Source organism: Cuspidothrix issatschenkoi CHARLIE-1, assembly GCF_002934005.1.
In the GTDB taxonomy this organism is placed as follows: domain Bacteria; phylum Cyanobacteriota; class Cyanobacteriia; order Cyanobacteriales; family Nostocaceae; genus Cuspidothrix; species Cuspidothrix issatschenkoi.
This window is the reverse complement of sequence record NZ_PGEM01000126.1, coordinates 1-15,978: the sequence shown is the minus strand read 5'-3', so window position 1 is coordinate 15,978 and position 15,978 is coordinate 1. Positions and strand designations below refer to the sequence as shown.

The following is a 15,978-nucleotide window of genomic DNA, read 5'->3' as shown; positions in this document are numbered from 1 at the left end:
TAATTGTAAATTGATTTAACATTTTGCCATAACTTGACAAGCTGATATATAGGTAATTTGTATATTTTCTCGATGGTCATCGGCAATCTTTTGACGTAGTTCTCTAAATAAACCAGTTCTAGTTTTGGTATCTAATTTTAAGTAGGGTGTGTAAGTGCTTAAAAGTAATAAAAAATCATCAGGAGTATAATTGAGTTGACAGACAACGTGTTGAGATACTAGATTTTTGAACTTACCTGAATCAATTGCTTCTTGTCCTAAAACTTGAACTATTTCTTTTTGGGTTTCTATATTTTCATATCTATCTAAGGAAGAAGCATATTTTTGATAAATTTTCTGAAAACTTTGATAAACTTGATATTCTGGTTGAGGAGTCATATTCCACAGCAAAATTAAAACCCCATTGTTACGTAAAGCTTGAGAAATTTTAAGATTACCAAATTCAGGGTTTATCCAATGAAAAGAGTTTGCTGCTAATACAGCATGAAATTTTTCTGGTTTTAATTCCCATTCTTCAAAAGTGGTTTGTTGAATTTCTATTTGGGGATAGATAGCACAATTTTTTCTCGCTAAATTACAAGATGCTAAACTTGGTTCTAGACAGGTGATCGAAAAACCTAACTTAGCAAAATGTAAAGTCGCGTTTCCTGGTCCAGAACCTAATTCTAGAATATTAGCATTGGTGGGAAGTTTAGCTATTTTTATAGCACTATTAATAATTTCTTGGGGGTAGGGTGGTCGAAATTTATCATAGACTTCTGCCACTTGGGAATACCAGTTTTTTCTGGTTTCTAAGTCTTGAGAATATAAGTTTTTAAGAAGTGCAAATTCTTTCATATATTATAGTAATAATTCACAATTTAGGGTTTAGGTAATCTATCAATATTAATACTAAATTGATATGCAGTTGTATAGAATTAGATATCAAAGGGCAAAGGGAGAGATAAATAAAGGGGCAATTTTTTATTTTTCCTTGCCATCAAAATAGAGTTTTCAATATGCTTTTAAAGCCATGACAGCATTTTGTCCACCAAACCCAAAACTACAACATAATACTTGTTGAATTTTGCTCTGTTGTGCTGATGTGATGAAGTTTAAATCAAACTCTGGTTGTTGCAGTCCTACGCAAGGGGGTAAAATTTGTTGCTGTAATGCCATGAGAGAAAAAGCGACACCTAAAGCACCGGATGCGCCTAATGTGTGGCCTGTGCTACCTTTGGTTGAACTCAATGCCAGGGTTTGGGGAAATAACTGTTGGATAATTTTGCTTTCTGTGCTGTCATTTATTTGAGTGGCTGTACCATGAGTATGAATGTAGTCTATATCTGTAGGTTTAATATAACTACGTTCTAAACATTGCTTAATTGCGGTGATCGCACTTTTCCCTTCTGGTTGTGGTGAAGTTCCATGATATGCGTCTGCTGTCAAGCCAAAACCTAATATTTCTCCATAAATTTTAGCTTGGCGTTGGGTTGCTAACTCCGCAGATTCAAGAATAAACACAGCACCACCTTCACCGAGTACTAACCCTTCCCTGTGTAAATCAAAGGGATAAGCACCTGTTTTAGCTAAGGCTCCCATTTGCTTAAATCCAGCTATAGTAAGGGGTGTAATAGGTGCTTCTACTGCACCTGTAATAACTCGTTGATATTGCCCTGATTGAATTAACATGGTAGCTTGGGAAATCGCCCAAATTCCTGTTGCACAGGCGGCCATGGGTGCTAAAACTGCCGCCGTCGATCCAATTTGTCTGGCGACAGCGATCGCATTCATCTGTGGTAGAGTATTTAACCAATTATCTAAATTTAATTTTGGTGCTTGATTGTGTATATTACGCGCCATTGTTTCACAAGAGGCTTGATAACTGCGGCTAGAACCAATTACTACTGCACAATCACATAAAGGTGGTATTAATTGAGCATCTTGCAAAGCTGAAGCAATAATTATTTCTGTCAATTTACTTAAGGCGGCAGGTTGTTCACCAATTAATCCTAAAGGAATTATTCCCAATTCAGGAAAAGGTTGATGTAATTGAATTCCAGTGTTACCAATTAGTAAATTTTGCCAACTCTGTTTTAAACTTTTGCCTAAAGCGGAAACTAACCCAATACCAGTAACAACAACTCTCACCAATTTTACATTCTATATTTTAGAGTTTGATACTTATGCAGAAGTCAATTATCAATTACTAATGCAACTGACAACTGACCACTGACAAATAACTAACTACTGAGGAGTTTTGAGGTTTTCTGCACCTTGAGTTACTTTGGCAGAATCAATCTTATCGCCTTGTTGAATTTTATTAACTACGTCAAAACCTTGGGTAACATAGCCAAACACAGCATAGTTACCATCTAAAAATGATAAATCTGCCAAAGCGAAGTAGAATTGAGAAGAAGCGGAATCAGGCATTTGTGATCTGGCCATAGCGATCGCCCCTTGTTTATGCTTTAACTCAGGCGGTTTACCAATTCTTGCTTCCTCAAAAGTTTTGCTATAAATAGGGTCTTTTTCTCCCTGTGGTTTAATCTCTAAAGGTATACGGCGCTCATTCCCAGTTTTAGGATCAATAAAACCACCTGTTCCCAGTCTAGCTGCCGGGAATTTGGGATCTTTACCTTGAGGATCACCACCTTGAACTACAAAAGGTTGAGGATCACGGACAACACGATGGAACACTAGGCCATCATAAACACCTTTTTGTACCAAATCCACAAAATTACCAGCAGTAATTGGGGCATTTGCACCATCTAATTCAATCGTAATTGGTGAACCGTTGACAGTCATTACGACAGTAGCTTTACCTTCCAAACGTGGAAAATCTTTCATTCCAGGAATACTCTCACTAATAGTTTCTGATACTGTTGTTGTGCTAGTAGTAGCATTGGTAGTTGTTTCAGAGGTAGCTGTTGCCGTAGAAGAGGCACTAGAAGAGGCTATATTACTTGTACATCCGCCTAAAGTCAAAGCACCAATGATCAAGAGAACTGCAAAAACTTGTGGAAATTTTAACCGCATTGTTAGTAACTGCATTAACCAAAGTATCTTGATCTTGTAGATTAATGGAATTTAGAGTTTGAAAGTATTGATTCATCAACAATTCAAAATCCAAAATCCAAAATCTTTAGAGTCCTTCTAAGGATACTCCTAAAAAACGAGCTAATTGCGCGCCCTGAGTTTCCAGGTCTGCCAAAGATAAGGGTTGACCCACTCTTGTAAGTGGAATATCCCGTCTTCCCTTCACCCGGAGATACAAAGCGCGTTGAGGATTAAGACCTTCTTTAATCACAATACGTACAGATTGTACCTCTTGGATACGTCCTTCAATTTCGATTCTGCGGTTTTTGCCTGGAAAACCCCAACGAAAAATTTTGAACTTTCCCGTTTCCCCATTGAACTCATTATAGCCACCGCCTACATCCCATAAAACCACTAGCCACAAATATGTCGCTAATAGTAATCCAGCACTTCCGTATAATCCCATCACCAATCCTTGAGGGACAAATATCAGTTGTGTTGGATCAGTAACTATGAGTAAATTAACTTTGAGATAACTAGAAAGACTAGCTAAGAAAAAACCACTGGCTCCCATAGTAACAATACTTGCCCACCAGTAGTTGCTAAACCGACGTGAACCGAGAACTTTTTGATAAAGAAGGTTTTCGCTTTTGTTAATCGCTGTTGATACCGTCATTAAACTACCTTGGACTATCTTTCTCAAGTCTGCCACTGAAGCAGTCTACATTGCAAGTTATCAAGGGAACAGGCAGGAGTTCAGGAACAAGAAGAAAGAAGAAAAATTCTTCCCCTGCGCCCTGCTCCCCTGCTCCCCTATGACTCCTGAAGTTCTGAAAAAGATTTCTGAGAAAACTTGTGTCAAATTGTTAAAATTCTGATATCAATAGAATTGAAGATACTGAATATTTAATTCCTTTGCCTGTATCCAGCGCAAATTCTGCGGAATGTGATAAGTTAAGAATGATTACGTTACCATAATCTAGATGATTAGATAATGGTGGCTAGTCATGCAATAATTCTGGGAAATGATCACTTTCTCAAGTAGTCAACTCTCACAAACTAAGCTTCTAAACGGCTGCTAAGTTTGTAAAAAACGTTGAATTCCTCATGGCAGTTGCCATAAATCGGTAAAACCGTTGAAAAACTGCCTAAAAAACGTTGCAATTTTAGTAAAAAACCGAGGATTTTAGTTAAATGACCATCGCAGTTGGACGCGCCCCCAGTAGAGGGTGGTTTGACGTACTAGACGACTGGTTAAAGCGCGATCGCTTCGTATTCGTAGGTTGGTCAGGAATATTATTATTCCCCTGTGCCTTCCTTGCGTTGGGCGGTTGGTTAACCGGTACAACCTTCGTCACCTCCTGGTACACCCACGGACTAGCCTCCTCCTACTTAGAAGGAGCTAACTTTTTAACAGTTGCAGTATCTACACCCGCAGACAGCATGGGACATTCCCTGTTGTTCCTCTGGGGTCCTGAAGCTCAAGGTGACTTCACCCGTTGGTGTCAACTGGGTGGTTTATGGCCTTTCGTAGCCCTCCACGGTGCTTTCGGTTTAATTGGCTTCATGTTACGTCAATTTGAAGTAGCACGGTTAGTCGGCTTACGTCCCTATAACGCCCTCGCTTTCTCCGGTCCTATCGCTGTATTCGTCAGTGTTTTCCTGATGTATCCTTTAGGACAATCTAGCTGGTTCTTTGCACCCAGCTTTGGAGTAGCCGCAATCTTCCGTTTCCTATTGTTCTTACAAGGTTTCCACAACTGGACTCTCAACCCCTTCCACATGATGGGCGTAGCGGGAATCTTAGGTGGTGCGTTACTTTGTGCCATTCACGGTGCAACAGTAGAAAACACCCTATTTGAAGACGGTGAAGCTTCCAACACCTTCCGCGCCTTCAACCCCACCCAAGCTGAAGAAACCTACTCCATGGTGACAGCAAACCGTTTCTGGTCACAGATTTTCGGTATTGCTTTCTCCAACAAACGTTGGTTACACTTCTTCATGTTGTTTGTACCTGTTACAGGCTTGTGGATGAGTGCCGTCGGTATCGTTGGTTTAGCATTAAACCTCCGGGCTTACGACTTCGTTTCCCAAGAATTACGGGCAGCCGAAGATCCAGAGTTTGAAACTTTCTATACCAAAAACATTTTGTTGAATGAGGGTATCCGCGCTTGGATGGCTCCTCAAGACCAACCCCACGAACAGTTCGTATTCCCAGAGGAGGTACTACCACGTGGTAACGCTCTCTAATAGATCAGTTATAGGCGGCGGACGCGATATAGAAAGCACCGGCTTTGCTTGGTGGTCTGGAAACGCGCGTTTAATTAACCTTTCCGGTAAACTACTTGGCGCACACGTTGCCCATGCTGGTTTAATTGTCTTCTGGGCTGGAGCAATGACTTTATTTGAAGTTGCTCACTTTATCCCAGAAAAGCCCATGTATGAACAGGGCTTAATTCTTCTCCCTCACCTAGCCACACTTGGTTGGGGCGTTGGTGTCGGTGGTGAAGTTTTCGATACTTTCCCCTACTTTGTAGTTGGTGTACTACACCTAATTTCTTCTGCTGTTCTCGGTTTTGGCGGTATTTATCATGCCGTTCGTGGTCCTGAAACCTTAGAAGAATATTCTTCTTTCTTCGGTTACGACTGGAAAGACAAGAACAAGATGACCAACATCATCGGTTTCCACCTAATCATCCTTGGATGCGGTGCGTTGTTGTTGGTACTCAAGGCTATGTTCTTCGGTGGAGTTTATGATACCTGGGCTCCAGGTGGTGGTGACGTGCGTGTTATCACTAATCCCACACTGAACCCTGCTGTCATCTTCGGTTATCTGATTAAAGCTCCCTTCGGTGGCGAAGGCTGGATTATTAGCGTGGATAATATGGAAGATATTATCGGCGGTCATATCTGGATTGCTTTAATTTGTATTTCCGGTGGTATCTGGCACATCTTCACCAAGCCTTTTGCTTGGGCGCGTCGTGCTTTGATCTGGTCTGGTGAAGCTTACCTTTCCTATAGCTTAGGCGCTCTTTCCTTGATGGGCTTTATTGCTTCCGTCATGGTTTGGTATAACAACACCGCTTACCCCAGTGAATTTTTCGGTCCTACTGGTCCTGAAGCTTCTCAAGCACAAGCCTTGACCTTCTTGATTCGTGACCAACGCTTAGGTGCTAACGTTGGTTCTGCTCAAGGGCCTACAGGTCTAGGTAAATACTTGATGCGCTCTCCTACAGGTGAAATCATCTTCGGTGGTGAAACCATGCGCTTCTGGGATTTCCGTGGTCCTTGGTTAGAGCCTCTTCGTGGTCCTAACGGTCTTGACTTGGAAAAAATCAAGAACGATATTCAACCTTGGCAAGCTCGTCGTGCGGCTGAATACATGACACACGCTCCTCTGGGTTCTTTGAACTCTGTGGGTGGTGTTGCTACGGAAATTAACTCCTTTAACTATGTGTCTCCTCGCGCCTGGTTGGCTTGTTCACACTTCGTTTTAGGATTCTTCTTCCTCATTGGTCACTTGTGGCACGCAGGCCGCGCCCGTGCTGCTGCTGGTGGTTTTGAGAAGGGTATTAACCGCGAAACTGAACCAGTAATGTTTATGCCTGACCTTGACTAGGTTGTTTGTAACTTGATTTCATTACTGACAATATAATACTTTTTTTAGCTCTTGCTTCACAGCAAGGGCTTTTTTTGTAGTTTAGAACTTCGGGATTTACCAAAAATAATTGAACAACACCGGGCAAATGGTAGACGGACAATTAAAAAAGATTCATCCTCCCACATTCATCGCTGCCAAAAATGCCTTTTGACTTACATCTTGATAAACAGCTTTTAAATATTTCATCACCAAATCATCAGTAGGTAAATTAGTTGGATTTTCTTCATCTTTGGCTAAAGGAATTGTCCCTAATGTGTCTAATACTGTTTCAGTAACCACAGGTGAAATTACTACTAAGGAAGATTCTAATGGCTGATTATATTGCCAAAAATCATCTATTTTAATCGGATATTGATGTTCAGAAACTTCTGGTTGAATTTCCGATGTTTCCTGAATCGTCTCGACATTTTTAGTTCTGCGTAATTGGCGTAAGTCGCTGATAATTTGCTCTTTAGTGCGTCCACGTAGTTGAAATAATACAAACGGATCTTCACTGAAGCGATCGCCTAATTGATAATATACTGCACCTATATGTTTACAAGGAACTGCTTTATCAGGACAAGAACATTTACTATGAACATCAGTTAGAGTAAAAGGAAATAATGATAACCCGTTACTAATAAAAACTTCTTCAATATTTTGTGGCATTTCCCCCGCTAATAACTTAGCCGCAAAAATCGCTTTTTGGGACATTGTTTCTACAACGTAACCCCATTCTTCCTCACTAAAAGCATCAAGGGATAAAGAAACTTTATAAGGTTCTGCTTCACTACCCTGTACTCTAGCTAATACTTTTGCTGCTTTAAATTTAATACTTAAAACATTTCCTTGTCGAGAATAATTTCTTGCCCGTTCTAATCGCTTTTTAAATCGGTAAGAATCTAGTAAATCTAGCCATCTTTGTGACCACCATTCCCGACTTGCTTGTAAAGTTTCATTACTCATATATCAAAGATTATCTAACTAAGTTTGTAAATCTTGTACATTATCTAAATCGTAAGTATTCAGCTATAGCAGTTGTTTCCATATCCCCGACTTCTAAGATAGATTTATCCTTTCCGAATACAATCAATCAAAGAAGTCGGGGACCTTATCACCTCACCTGAATCCTGACATTCAATCTCAAATATGTGTCAATGAAACCTGATATGAATTGCATTTTGGCTGGATTTAATTTTAAGGTGACTAACAACCTTAAACTTTGAATAACCGATCATTGTCTATGTTTTCTGTCATATCTTTTTAACCTTCATCTTCTTCAATGACTGCATTTCTGTCTAATATTAATAAATTACGAAGTTGATCTGTATCCATTTCCGTTAACCAATCTTCTCCTGCACCTACTACTTGTTCTGCTAATTGTTTTTTACTTTCAATCATATCATTTATTTTTTCTTCTAAAGTTCCAGTACAGACAAATTTATGAACTTGGACATTACGAGTTTGACCAATTCTAAATACTCGGTCTGTAGCTTGATTTTCCACTGCTGGATTCCACCATCTATCAAAGTGAAATACATGATTTGCTCTAGTTAAATTCAAACCCACACCACCGGCTTTTAAGGATAAAATCATAATTGGTGGTCCTTGGGGGTCATGTTGAAATCTATCAATCATTTCTTCTCTTTGCTTTTTACTGGTATTACCATATAAAAAGAATATTTCCCGTTTTAGTTGTTTTTCTAAATGCGGTTTGAGTAACTTACCCCATTCAGCAAATTGTGTGAAAATTAAAGTGCGGTCCCCTTCTGCTATCACCTCATCTAACATTTCTTCGAGTCGTTGTAATTTAGCAGAATGATGTTTTTCTAAACTTGTTAATTTTAAATATTGGGAAGGATGATTACAGATTTGTTTTAACTTAACTAATAATCCTAAAATCATCCCGCGACGTTGTAAACCTTCCGCAGATTCAATTTCTACTAAAGATTCATCTACCAATTGTTGATATAATGTAGCTTGTTCGGCAGTTAATCCGCAAAAAACTGTCATTTCTTGCTTTTCTGGCAAGTCTTGAATAATGTCTTTATCACTTTTCAAACGTCGCAAAATAAAAGGTTGCACTAAAGAACGTAATTGATTTAAAGACGCAGTATCACCATACTTTTCAATGGGCATGGCAAACCGTCTTTGGAAAAATTGTTTATTCCCTAAATAACCAGGATTTAGGAAATCTAAAATAGACCATAATTCTTGCAATCTATTTTCTACAGGTGTACCTGTTAAAGCAATGCGAAATGTGGTTTCTAATTGCCGGACTGCTTGTGATTGTTTCGCGTCTGAATTTTTGACGTTTTGGGCTTCGTCTAAAACAATTATCTGCCATTCAACCGCTTTTAATAATTTAATATCGCGGTGAATCAGTGAATAGCTAGTAATTACTATATCGTGTGTATTAACTGCTTCTGTAAATGCTTTACCTTTAGGACGTTTATCACCGTGATATTCTAAAACTTTAAGAGTAGGAGCAAATTTTTTGACTTCTTTTCCCCAATTACCCATAACCGAAGTCGGACAAACTAATAAAGTTGGTTTTTCTAGGATATTTTCTTCTTTAAGGTGGAGTAGAAAAGCAATGAATTGGATGGTTTTTCCTAATCCCATATCATCTGCTAGACAAGCACCTAAACCCCAACGTTCTAGGAAAGCTAACCAACCTGCACCTCTTTCTTGATAAGGACGTAATTCTCCTTGAAAACTTTCAGGTGTTCTTAAAGGTTGAATTTCCTGATTATTAGTTAATGCCCCTATTAATTCTTCTAATGCACCAGAAGCTTCAAAACTTACAACAGGTAATTTTTCAATTACTTGGGTATCTCCTTTACTAATGCGTAAAGCATCTTCTAAGGAAAGAGACATTTGTTCTTTACGGGAACTAAAAAAGTTTTGGGCAGTTTTAATATCTTGGGGGCGTAATTCTACCCATTCACCATTAATTTCTACTAAAGGACTATTTAATTTTACCAATTTATCAAACTGAGGTTTAGAAATTATTTGTCCACCAATTGCCAAATGCCATTGAAAGTTTAATAAACTTTGTAAACCTAAACGCCCCGATTTTTGTGGGGGAGTTTCGGCACTAATTTTTAACCCTAAACGGTTTGCCCACCCTTCCCGATTTGCTAAACTAGGAGGTAAAATTACTCCTAAACCGCTATCTTCAAATCTCCAAGTTACAGATTTGATAAATTCATAAGCTTGCATGGGAGAAAGGTGACAAAATGCGGGAGATGCGGTTTCTAAACTAGGGGTAATTGTGGGATATAATCGAGAAGCTAAACCCAAACCTCGCAAAAATGTTTCTTGAGGTTGTTCAATTGTACGATTTTGATAAACTAATTTTTCCACAGGTTGATGCCAAATTGTTGCTGCGTCTATTAAAAATTCTGGGTTATCTGCTGCTTGGAGAAAATATTTTAAAGTCCAATTTGGTTCTTCATTTTCTGGAGGTAACAACTGAAAACAAGTTCTAAATAAAGCTTTCCCTGTGAGTTGATATTGTAATGGTAAAGTCCAAGCTTTTAAAGTAGTTTTTAAACGTTCTCCTCCGGCTGCATCAATTGTATTATTTGCATTAATTAATCCTTGTAACCATTGCTGTAATGGTGTAGATAAAGACATCATCATTCTCGGTTCAATGGGAGATTGAGAACCAACCATTAACCGCAATTGATAATCTATAATTATGTTAAGAAATGATGATATTATTTCTTGGGGTAACAATGGTAAATCAATGGCGATATTATCGGTATTTTGTTGATATGTGCGACAAGCTAAGGGCATTTGTGAAGCGAATTTTTCTAACCTAGTGACATCTATGGCACTATCTAAAAGTGTCTGCCATTTAGCAATTAAATTACCATCTTGTTTATCAACTGTTGGTAAAAATTTACAACGAGAAATTAAATCTAAATGCCATCTATAAATATGTACCCAAAAATGAATATCTGCTCCTAATAAAGCCGCTTTGCTATCATTTGCACTCAGGGGTAAAGATGTGAGAAATTGAATTGCTAATGGTGGAGTGAGACAAAAACCATCAATTTTCCAAGGATGTAAATATTGTGAACATGGAGAATCTATATCAACACTGACAGAATGAACCGGTGAAATTGTTGTAATTTCTGATTTTTTATTTTCTACAAAATAAGTTGGTAAAGAAACGATTTGTGAATGTATAGGTAATTTTATTTCTGTTGGTGGGTTACTTTTAATTCTTTGTTTAGTAGTAGGAGAAGGCTGAATTAAGTTAGGAATTGATAAATTAGATGCTTCTAACCATTCATTTAATTCCATTGATGTCATAGCCAATGGATGTAAAGGAATTTCAGCAAATATTTCAGTCTGTACCTGTGAAGAACGCCAAGTTTCTCCCCAAATAAAGAAATAGCTATTTTGATGATTTATGATCCAACTTCCATGTAAAATCGCCATGTTTGAATATACTAATTATTTTTTTATTTATTAAGCTGTTGAACATTTAACTTGCATATTGCTTATAAGTAAAACTCTTGTGGAGTGGGCATACTTCGACTCTTTGACTGGCTGAGGGCATCGTCAGATCAGTACAAGTCCTGCCTGCTCGAATTATGCAAATTAAAGGTTTTTCAGCTTATCTCTATTATCTCGTATTTTGAGTTAGGAGATAAAACTTGTCGGTGATTATAAATCGCTACTACGCAAACTAATCACACCTAGGTAGACTAACAGAAAAATTAAGATTTTTCAACCCACGCAGATGAGTTTTGTCTGTGTAGGCGTGACTTCCAGTCGCCCAAGTTTTTAACAACTACTGAGGATTAAAGGATTTTCAGGATTAATACATTAAATGCTATTATCAACAAATAACTACTTGGTATCATATCATGATGATTACTCAAGAATTAGAATGTAAACAAAACACCTCCCAAGATGTAATATTTCCCCCAAGTGATTTATATAGTGATGAACCGACCGTGGAAACAGAACTACATCTAGAGCAAATTATGCTCTTAATTAAATGTCTCAAATGGTTATGGAAAGATAGAAATGATTTCTATGCTGCGGGAAATCTTACCATTTACTATAGTCCTAATCAGAAAAAATCTGAATATTTTCGAGGTCCAGATTTCTTTGTCATCTTGGGAACAGAACGCAAAACTCGTAAAAGTTGGGTAGTTTGGGAAGAAGATGGTAAATATCCTAATTTCATTTTAGAAATTCTTTCACCAACTACAGCAAATACAGATAGAGAATATAAAAAAGAACTTTATCAAAATACTTTCCGCACACCGGATTATTTTTGGTTCGACCCTTATACGCTAGAATTTACAGGTTTTCATTTAGTAGACGGAGAATATCAACCTTTAGAACAAAATCAGCAAGGACATTTGTGGAGTCATCAGCTAGGTTTATATTTAGGAATTTATCAAGGACTACTACGGTATTTTACACCTGAAGGAGGAGCTAGTTCCCACACCTGAAGAAACCGCAGAAAAAGAAACTAAAAGAGCAGAACGTTTAGCAGCAAAATTGCGGGAATTAAATATAGATCCTGATACTATTTAATGTATGTTGGGTTACTCTGTTGCTTAACTTAAGAGGTTGTTTTAAAAGTCTATAGGACTTACGCAAAAAACTCTCAAACTCTTATTCCTCTGTGTTCTCTGCGTCCTGGTGCGGTTCGTTATTCCGTAACTCGTGCGTAAGTCCTAGTCTAAATTCATTTTGCACACAGGCAAAACCCATGCAGATTATGGTAGTATTAAAAGGTAATACTATACTCGTTGCCTCTGATAAGTATGAGCATCTACCCAGATTTTCAAGCACAAGGCTATGATGTTATTAGAGAATTAGGACGGAACCGCGAAGGTGGTAGAATTACTTGGTTAGCAACAAATCTTAACACAAGGCAACCAGAAGTAATCAAACAGTTTTGTTTTGCTCAAGCGAGTTCAAGTTGGTCTGGTTCAGAAGCCCACGCGCGAGAAATACAGGTACTTAAAGGATTAAATCATCCTGGTATTCCCAGTTACTTGCATTCCTTTGAAACCTCCGATGGTTTTTGTTTAGTTCAAGAGTATATTCATGCTTCTACTTTAGCAGAACCTCGCAGCTTTTCACCAGAGGAAATTAAACAAATTGCAGTTAAGATATTAGAAATTCTGGTATATTTACAAAATCGGATTCCGTCGGTAATTCATCGAGATATTAAACCAGAAAACATTTTAGTAGATGAACAAATCAATGTCTATTTAATTGACTTTGGTTTTGCTCGTATTGGTAGTCATGATGTAGCTGGAAGTAGTGTATTTAAAGGAACTCCTGGTTTTATTCCGCCAGAGCAAATGTTTAAACCAACAAATGCTACAGATTTGTATGCTTTGGGTGCAACTTTAATCTGTTTATTAACAGGAATTAAGTCCACAAAAATAGATGAATTACAAGATGCAGATGATCCTTATTTAATTAATTTTCGTCATCTTTTACCCCGGTTGAGTTTGCGGTTTATCGGCTGGTTGGAAAAAATGGTACAACCGAAACAAAAAGACCGATTTACTAATGCAGAAGCAGCTTTAGAATCACTCAAACCCCTTGATGTTATTCGTGTACCAGGAGTTGATTTTAGTGAAACAGTTTTAGAGTTTAAAGCGAATTGGCTGGGGGAAAAATTAAGGAGGGATATTAACATTGAAAACCCCATACCAGATACTTTATTAAAAGGTAAATGGGAAGTAGCACCTCATCCTCAAGACCCTCCCCATACTCCAGATAATCATGCTTGGATTTCAGTTAAACCTCGTAAGTTTAGCGGGAATAATATTCGTTGTCAGGTTGAGGTAGATACGAGTAAATTAATGGCGGATAAGCAGTATAAACGTCAATTAATTCTTCATAGTAATGCTTATCCAGCAAGTCATACTTTGACGGTGAAGGTACAAACTGCGGCTTTACCGATTGAGGAGAGGAAATTACCCTATTTAGGATTAATTAAACTATTTTTAATAGCTGGGCTGGTAGCTATGGCTACGAGTTGGTTTATTACTTATGCTGCAAGTCCAGTTACTATTTGGTTATTACAAAATTTGGGATATGAGGCGATACTCTCTATGCTTAGGGTGTGGGGTGTTGTTACACTTCTGGGTGTGATTTGGAGTTTTACTAAAGTAGTAGGAACTTCGTATCATGTGTATTATGTAGATAAGGTGGGTGAATATGTAAGTTTGGCTATAGCCGTATCTGTAGGTGGGGCTGCGGTTGGGCTTGCGGTTGGGACTGTCGTTGAAGGTCTACTTGACCTTACAGTTAAACATAGTGGTTTTGATCTAGTTGGTCCGGTTGTCGGTTTCGTTTTCATGGCGGCTATACCTTTAGCTATAGCAGGTGTTGTCACTTGGGGTGTGTGTTGGGTTGTATATTGGGTTTTATATCGGGTTGTGAATTTTGTGGCTGTAGACGACTTAGCTAAAGATTCAGTTATGGGTAGACTGTTACTACTGGTAACGGGGTTTGGGGCTAGTGCAGGAATTGGTATAATAGTCGGCTTTCTAAATCCACTGATTTTGTTAGCACTAACTGGAACAAGTTTACCCACACTTGCTATGTTACTTTATTCACCAATTAGCCACCGTCAATTAATTGCTAAATATCGCCAGTCTGAGAAATCTTTAATTAAGCCATAAAAAATTAAGCTCAATTTGTATTAAATTACGTTAATTGAAAATTAAAAGGTGAATCTATGCTATTGCACAGCCGATACCAACAGAGCATTAAATTAGTACTGTTTGGACTAGGAATTGGATTATTCATTCCTTTTGTGTCTATATTTTCCAGTATTATTTTTGCGCTGAATTCTTATTTAGTGATTGCTCCGAAATTTGATGAAGCTGGTTATTTTCACGAAGGTTTAGCAAGTGTCAACATTGATGATAAATGGGGCTATATAGATAAAACAGGTAAAATTGTGATTCCACTTCAATTTAATAAAGTTGGGAACTTTCACGAAGGTTTAGCAGGTGTTGAGATTGATTATAAATGGGGCTATATAGATAAAACAGGTAAAATTGTTGTTCCACCAGAATTTGAGACAGAAGCCGAGTATGACGAGCGTAAAGCCAAGTTTAAAGAAGCAGAATCCTTAAAAGAAGGATTAAAACCAGTCAAAATGGGACGCAAGTATGGTTATATTCGGAATCCTTTAAAGTAGTAATGTAGGTTGGGTTAAGCGACAGCGCAACCCAAGAAAAGAATAATATAATGTTGGGTTTTCTCAACCCAACTTACGCAATGCTATAATCAACAAATAACTACTTGGTATCATATCATGATGATTACTCAAGAATTAGAATGTAAAGAAAACACCTCCCAAGATGTAATATTTCCCCCAAGTGATTTATATAGTGATGAACCGACCGTGGAAACAGAACTACATCTAAGACAAATAATTCTACTTTTCAAATGTCTAGAATGGTTATGGAAAGATAGAAATGATTTCTATGCTGCGGGAAATCTCACCATTTACTATAGTCCTAATCAGAAAAAATCTGAATATTTCCGAGGTCCCGATTTCTTTGTGGTCTTGGGAACAGAACGCAAAACCCGTAAAAGTTGGGTAGTTTGGGAAGAAGATGGTAAATATCCTAATTTCATTTTAGAAATTCTCTCACCAACTACAGCAAATACAGATAGAGAATATAAAAAAGAACTTTATCAAAATACTTTCCGCACACCGGATTATTTTTGGTTCGACCCTTATACGCTAGAATTTGCAGGTTTTCATTTAGTAGATGGAGAATATCAACCTTTAGAAAAAAATCAGCAAGGACATTTGTGGAGTCGTCAACTAGGTTTATATTTAGGAATTTATCAAGGACTACTACGGTATTTTACACCAGCAGGAGAGCTAGTTCCCACACCTGAAGAAACCGCAGAACAGGAAACTAAAAGAGCAGAAAAAGAAGCGGAAAAATCAAAACGTTTAGCAGCAAAATTGCGGGAATTAAATATAGATCCTGATACTATTTAATCCTGTTGCTGGGTTACTCTGTTGCTTAACTTAAGAGGTTGTTTTAAAAGTCTAAATCCATAATTTAATCAGAATGCTACCGAATTTATACAACGGATTAAACAAAGAAAATACCCTTTAGTCATGTAGGTTGGGTTAAGCGACAGCGCAACCCAAGAAAAGAATAACAGGACTTACGCAAAATAGAACGAAAGTAGGGGTAATACCCTTCGGGAAGCAAGCTACATGAATTACCCCTACGAAATAATCAGGGTTGCAGTTACATCTTGCGTAAGTCCTAAATAATATAATGTTG

Annotated in this window: 11 protein-coding genes and 2 pseudogenes; 6 read left to right on the top strand and 7 right to left on the bottom strand. The window is 37.9% G+C overall.

Annotated features, from left to right (window positions below; all coding sequences use genetic code 11):
- Positions 1–15: 15 nt before the first annotated feature.
- From CUN59_RS15975 to CUN59_RS15960, 4 genes are all read right to left on the bottom strand, one after another.
- Entirely contained in the window at positions 16–837 is an 822-nt protein-coding gene (locus tag CUN59_RS15975) for a class I SAM-dependent methyltransferase (protein ID WP_104388773.1), read from the bottom strand.
- Between the two features lie 156 nt (positions 838–993).
- Positions 994–2,133, bottom strand: a complete 1,140-nt coding sequence (locus CUN59_RS15970) for a beta-ketoacyl-ACP synthase (RefSeq protein WP_104388772.1) — start codon at positions 2,131–2,133, stop codon at positions 994–996.
- 93 nt (positions 2,134–2,226) lie between these two features.
- Positions 2,227–3,018, bottom strand: coding sequence for a peptidylprolyl isomerase (locus CUN59_RS15965; RefSeq protein ID WP_104388791.1), 792 nt, complete (start codon positions 3,016–3,018; stop codon positions 2,227–2,229).
- Between the two features lie 106 nt (positions 3,019–3,124).
- Positions 3,125–3,694: a photosystem I assembly protein Ycf4 gene (locus CUN59_RS15960; protein WP_104388771.1), complete on the bottom strand. Its 570-nt coding sequence runs from the start codon at positions 3,692–3,694 to the stop codon at positions 3,125–3,127.
- Between the two features lie 518 nt (positions 3,695–4,212).
- Between CUN59_RS15960 and psbD the strand changes: the two genes are divergently transcribed.
- Positions 4,213–5,268 carry a photosystem II D2 protein (photosystem q(a) protein) gene (gene psbD, locus CUN59_RS15955; RefSeq protein ID WP_104387508.1) on the top strand — a complete coding sequence of 352 codons (1,056 nt, stop codon included), beginning with the start codon at positions 4,213–4,215 and terminating at the stop codon, positions 5,266–5,268.
- Positions 5,252–6,637, top strand: coding sequence for a photosystem II reaction center protein CP43 (gene psbC / locus CUN59_RS15950; protein ID WP_104388770.1), 1,386 nt, complete (start codon positions 5,252–5,254; stop codon positions 6,635–6,637). Before psbD ends, psbC begins: the two co-directional genes overlap by 17 nt.
- 153 nt (positions 6,638–6,790) lie before the next feature.
- Here the strand turns inward: psbC and CUN59_RS15945 are convergent, their stop codons facing one another.
- The 3 genes and pseudogenes from CUN59_RS15945 to CUN59_RS15940 all read right to left on the bottom strand — a co-directional run bounded on the left by CUN59_RS15945 (position 6,791) and on the right by CUN59_RS15940 (position 11,113).
- Positions 6,791–7,624: an SWIM zinc finger family protein gene (locus CUN59_RS15945; protein WP_104388769.1), complete on the bottom strand. Its 834-nt coding sequence runs from the start codon at positions 7,622–7,624 to the stop codon at positions 6,791–6,793.
- A 169-nt stretch (positions 7,625–7,793) separates the two neighbouring features.
- Positions 7,794–7,883 (bottom strand): annotated as a pseudogene (locus CUN59_RS22120) (flagellar assembly protein H); the annotation flags it as partial.
- A 38-nt stretch (positions 7,884–7,921) separates the two neighbouring features.
- Complete coding sequence (locus CUN59_RS15940) at positions 7,922–11,113, bottom strand: sll1366 family intein-prone helicase (protein ID WP_104388768.1); 3,192 nt, start codon at positions 11,111–11,113, stop codon at positions 7,922–7,924.
- Positions 11,114–11,544: 431 nt separating this feature from the next.
- On the opposite strand from CUN59_RS15940, the pseudogene CUN59_RS15935 reads away from it, so the two are divergent.
- From CUN59_RS15935 to CUN59_RS15920, 4 genes and pseudogenes are all read left to right on the top strand, one after another.
- A pseudogene (locus CUN59_RS15935) lies at positions 11,545–12,226 on the top strand (Uma2 family endonuclease).
- Positions 12,227–12,459: 233 nt separating this feature from the next.
- Positions 12,460–14,340, top strand: coding sequence for a serine/threonine-protein kinase (locus tag CUN59_RS15930; protein WP_104388767.1), 1,881 nt, complete (start codon positions 12,460–12,462; stop codon positions 14,338–14,340).
- A 56-nt stretch (positions 14,341–14,396) separates the two neighbouring features.
- Positions 14,397–14,864, top strand: coding sequence for a WG repeat-containing protein (locus tag CUN59_RS15925; RefSeq protein ID WP_104388766.1), 468 nt, complete (start codon positions 14,397–14,399; stop codon positions 14,862–14,864).
- A 117-nt stretch (positions 14,865–14,981) separates the two neighbouring features.
- Positions 14,982–15,683, top strand: coding sequence for a Uma2 family endonuclease (locus CUN59_RS15920; RefSeq protein WP_104388765.1), 702 nt, complete (start codon positions 14,982–14,984; stop codon positions 15,681–15,683).
- Positions 15,684–15,978: the final 295 nt, after the last annotated feature.

What these genes read in the sequence shown, in the direction of transcription:
- CUN59_RS15975 (WP_104388773.1), bottom strand. Translation starts at nt 837, where the DNA reads ATGAAAGAATTTGCACTTCTTAAAAACTTATATTCTCAAGACTTAGAA.
- CUN59_RS15965 (WP_104388791.1), bottom strand. Translation starts at nt 3,018, where the DNA reads ATGCGGTTAAAATTTCCACAAGTTTTTGCAGTTCTCTTGATCATTGGT.
- CUN59_RS15960 (WP_104388771.1), bottom strand. Translation starts at nt 3,694, where the DNA reads ATGACGGTATCAACAGCGATTAACAAAAGCGAAAACCTTCTTTATCAA.
- psbD (WP_104387508.1), top strand. Translation starts at nt 4,213, where the DNA reads ATGACCATCGCAGTTGGACGCGCCCCCAGTAGAGGGTGGTTTGACGTA.
- CUN59_RS15945 (WP_104388769.1), bottom strand. Translation starts at nt 7,624, where the DNA reads ATGAGTAATGAAACTTTACAAGCAAGTCGGGAATGGTGGTCACAAAGA.
- CUN59_RS15940 (WP_104388768.1), bottom strand. Translation starts at nt 11,113, where the DNA reads ATGGCGATTTTACATGGAAGTTGGATCATAAATCATCAAAATAGCTAT.
- CUN59_RS15930 (WP_104388767.1), top strand. Translation starts at nt 12,460, where the DNA reads ATGAGCATCTACCCAGATTTTCAAGCACAAGGCTATGATGTTATTAGA.
- CUN59_RS15925 (WP_104388766.1), top strand. Translation starts at nt 14,397, where the DNA reads ATGCTATTGCACAGCCGATACCAACAGAGCATTAAATTAGTACTGTTT.
- CUN59_RS15920 (WP_104388765.1), top strand. Translation starts at nt 14,982, where the DNA reads ATGATGATTACTCAAGAATTAGAATGTAAAGAAAACACCTCCCAAGAT.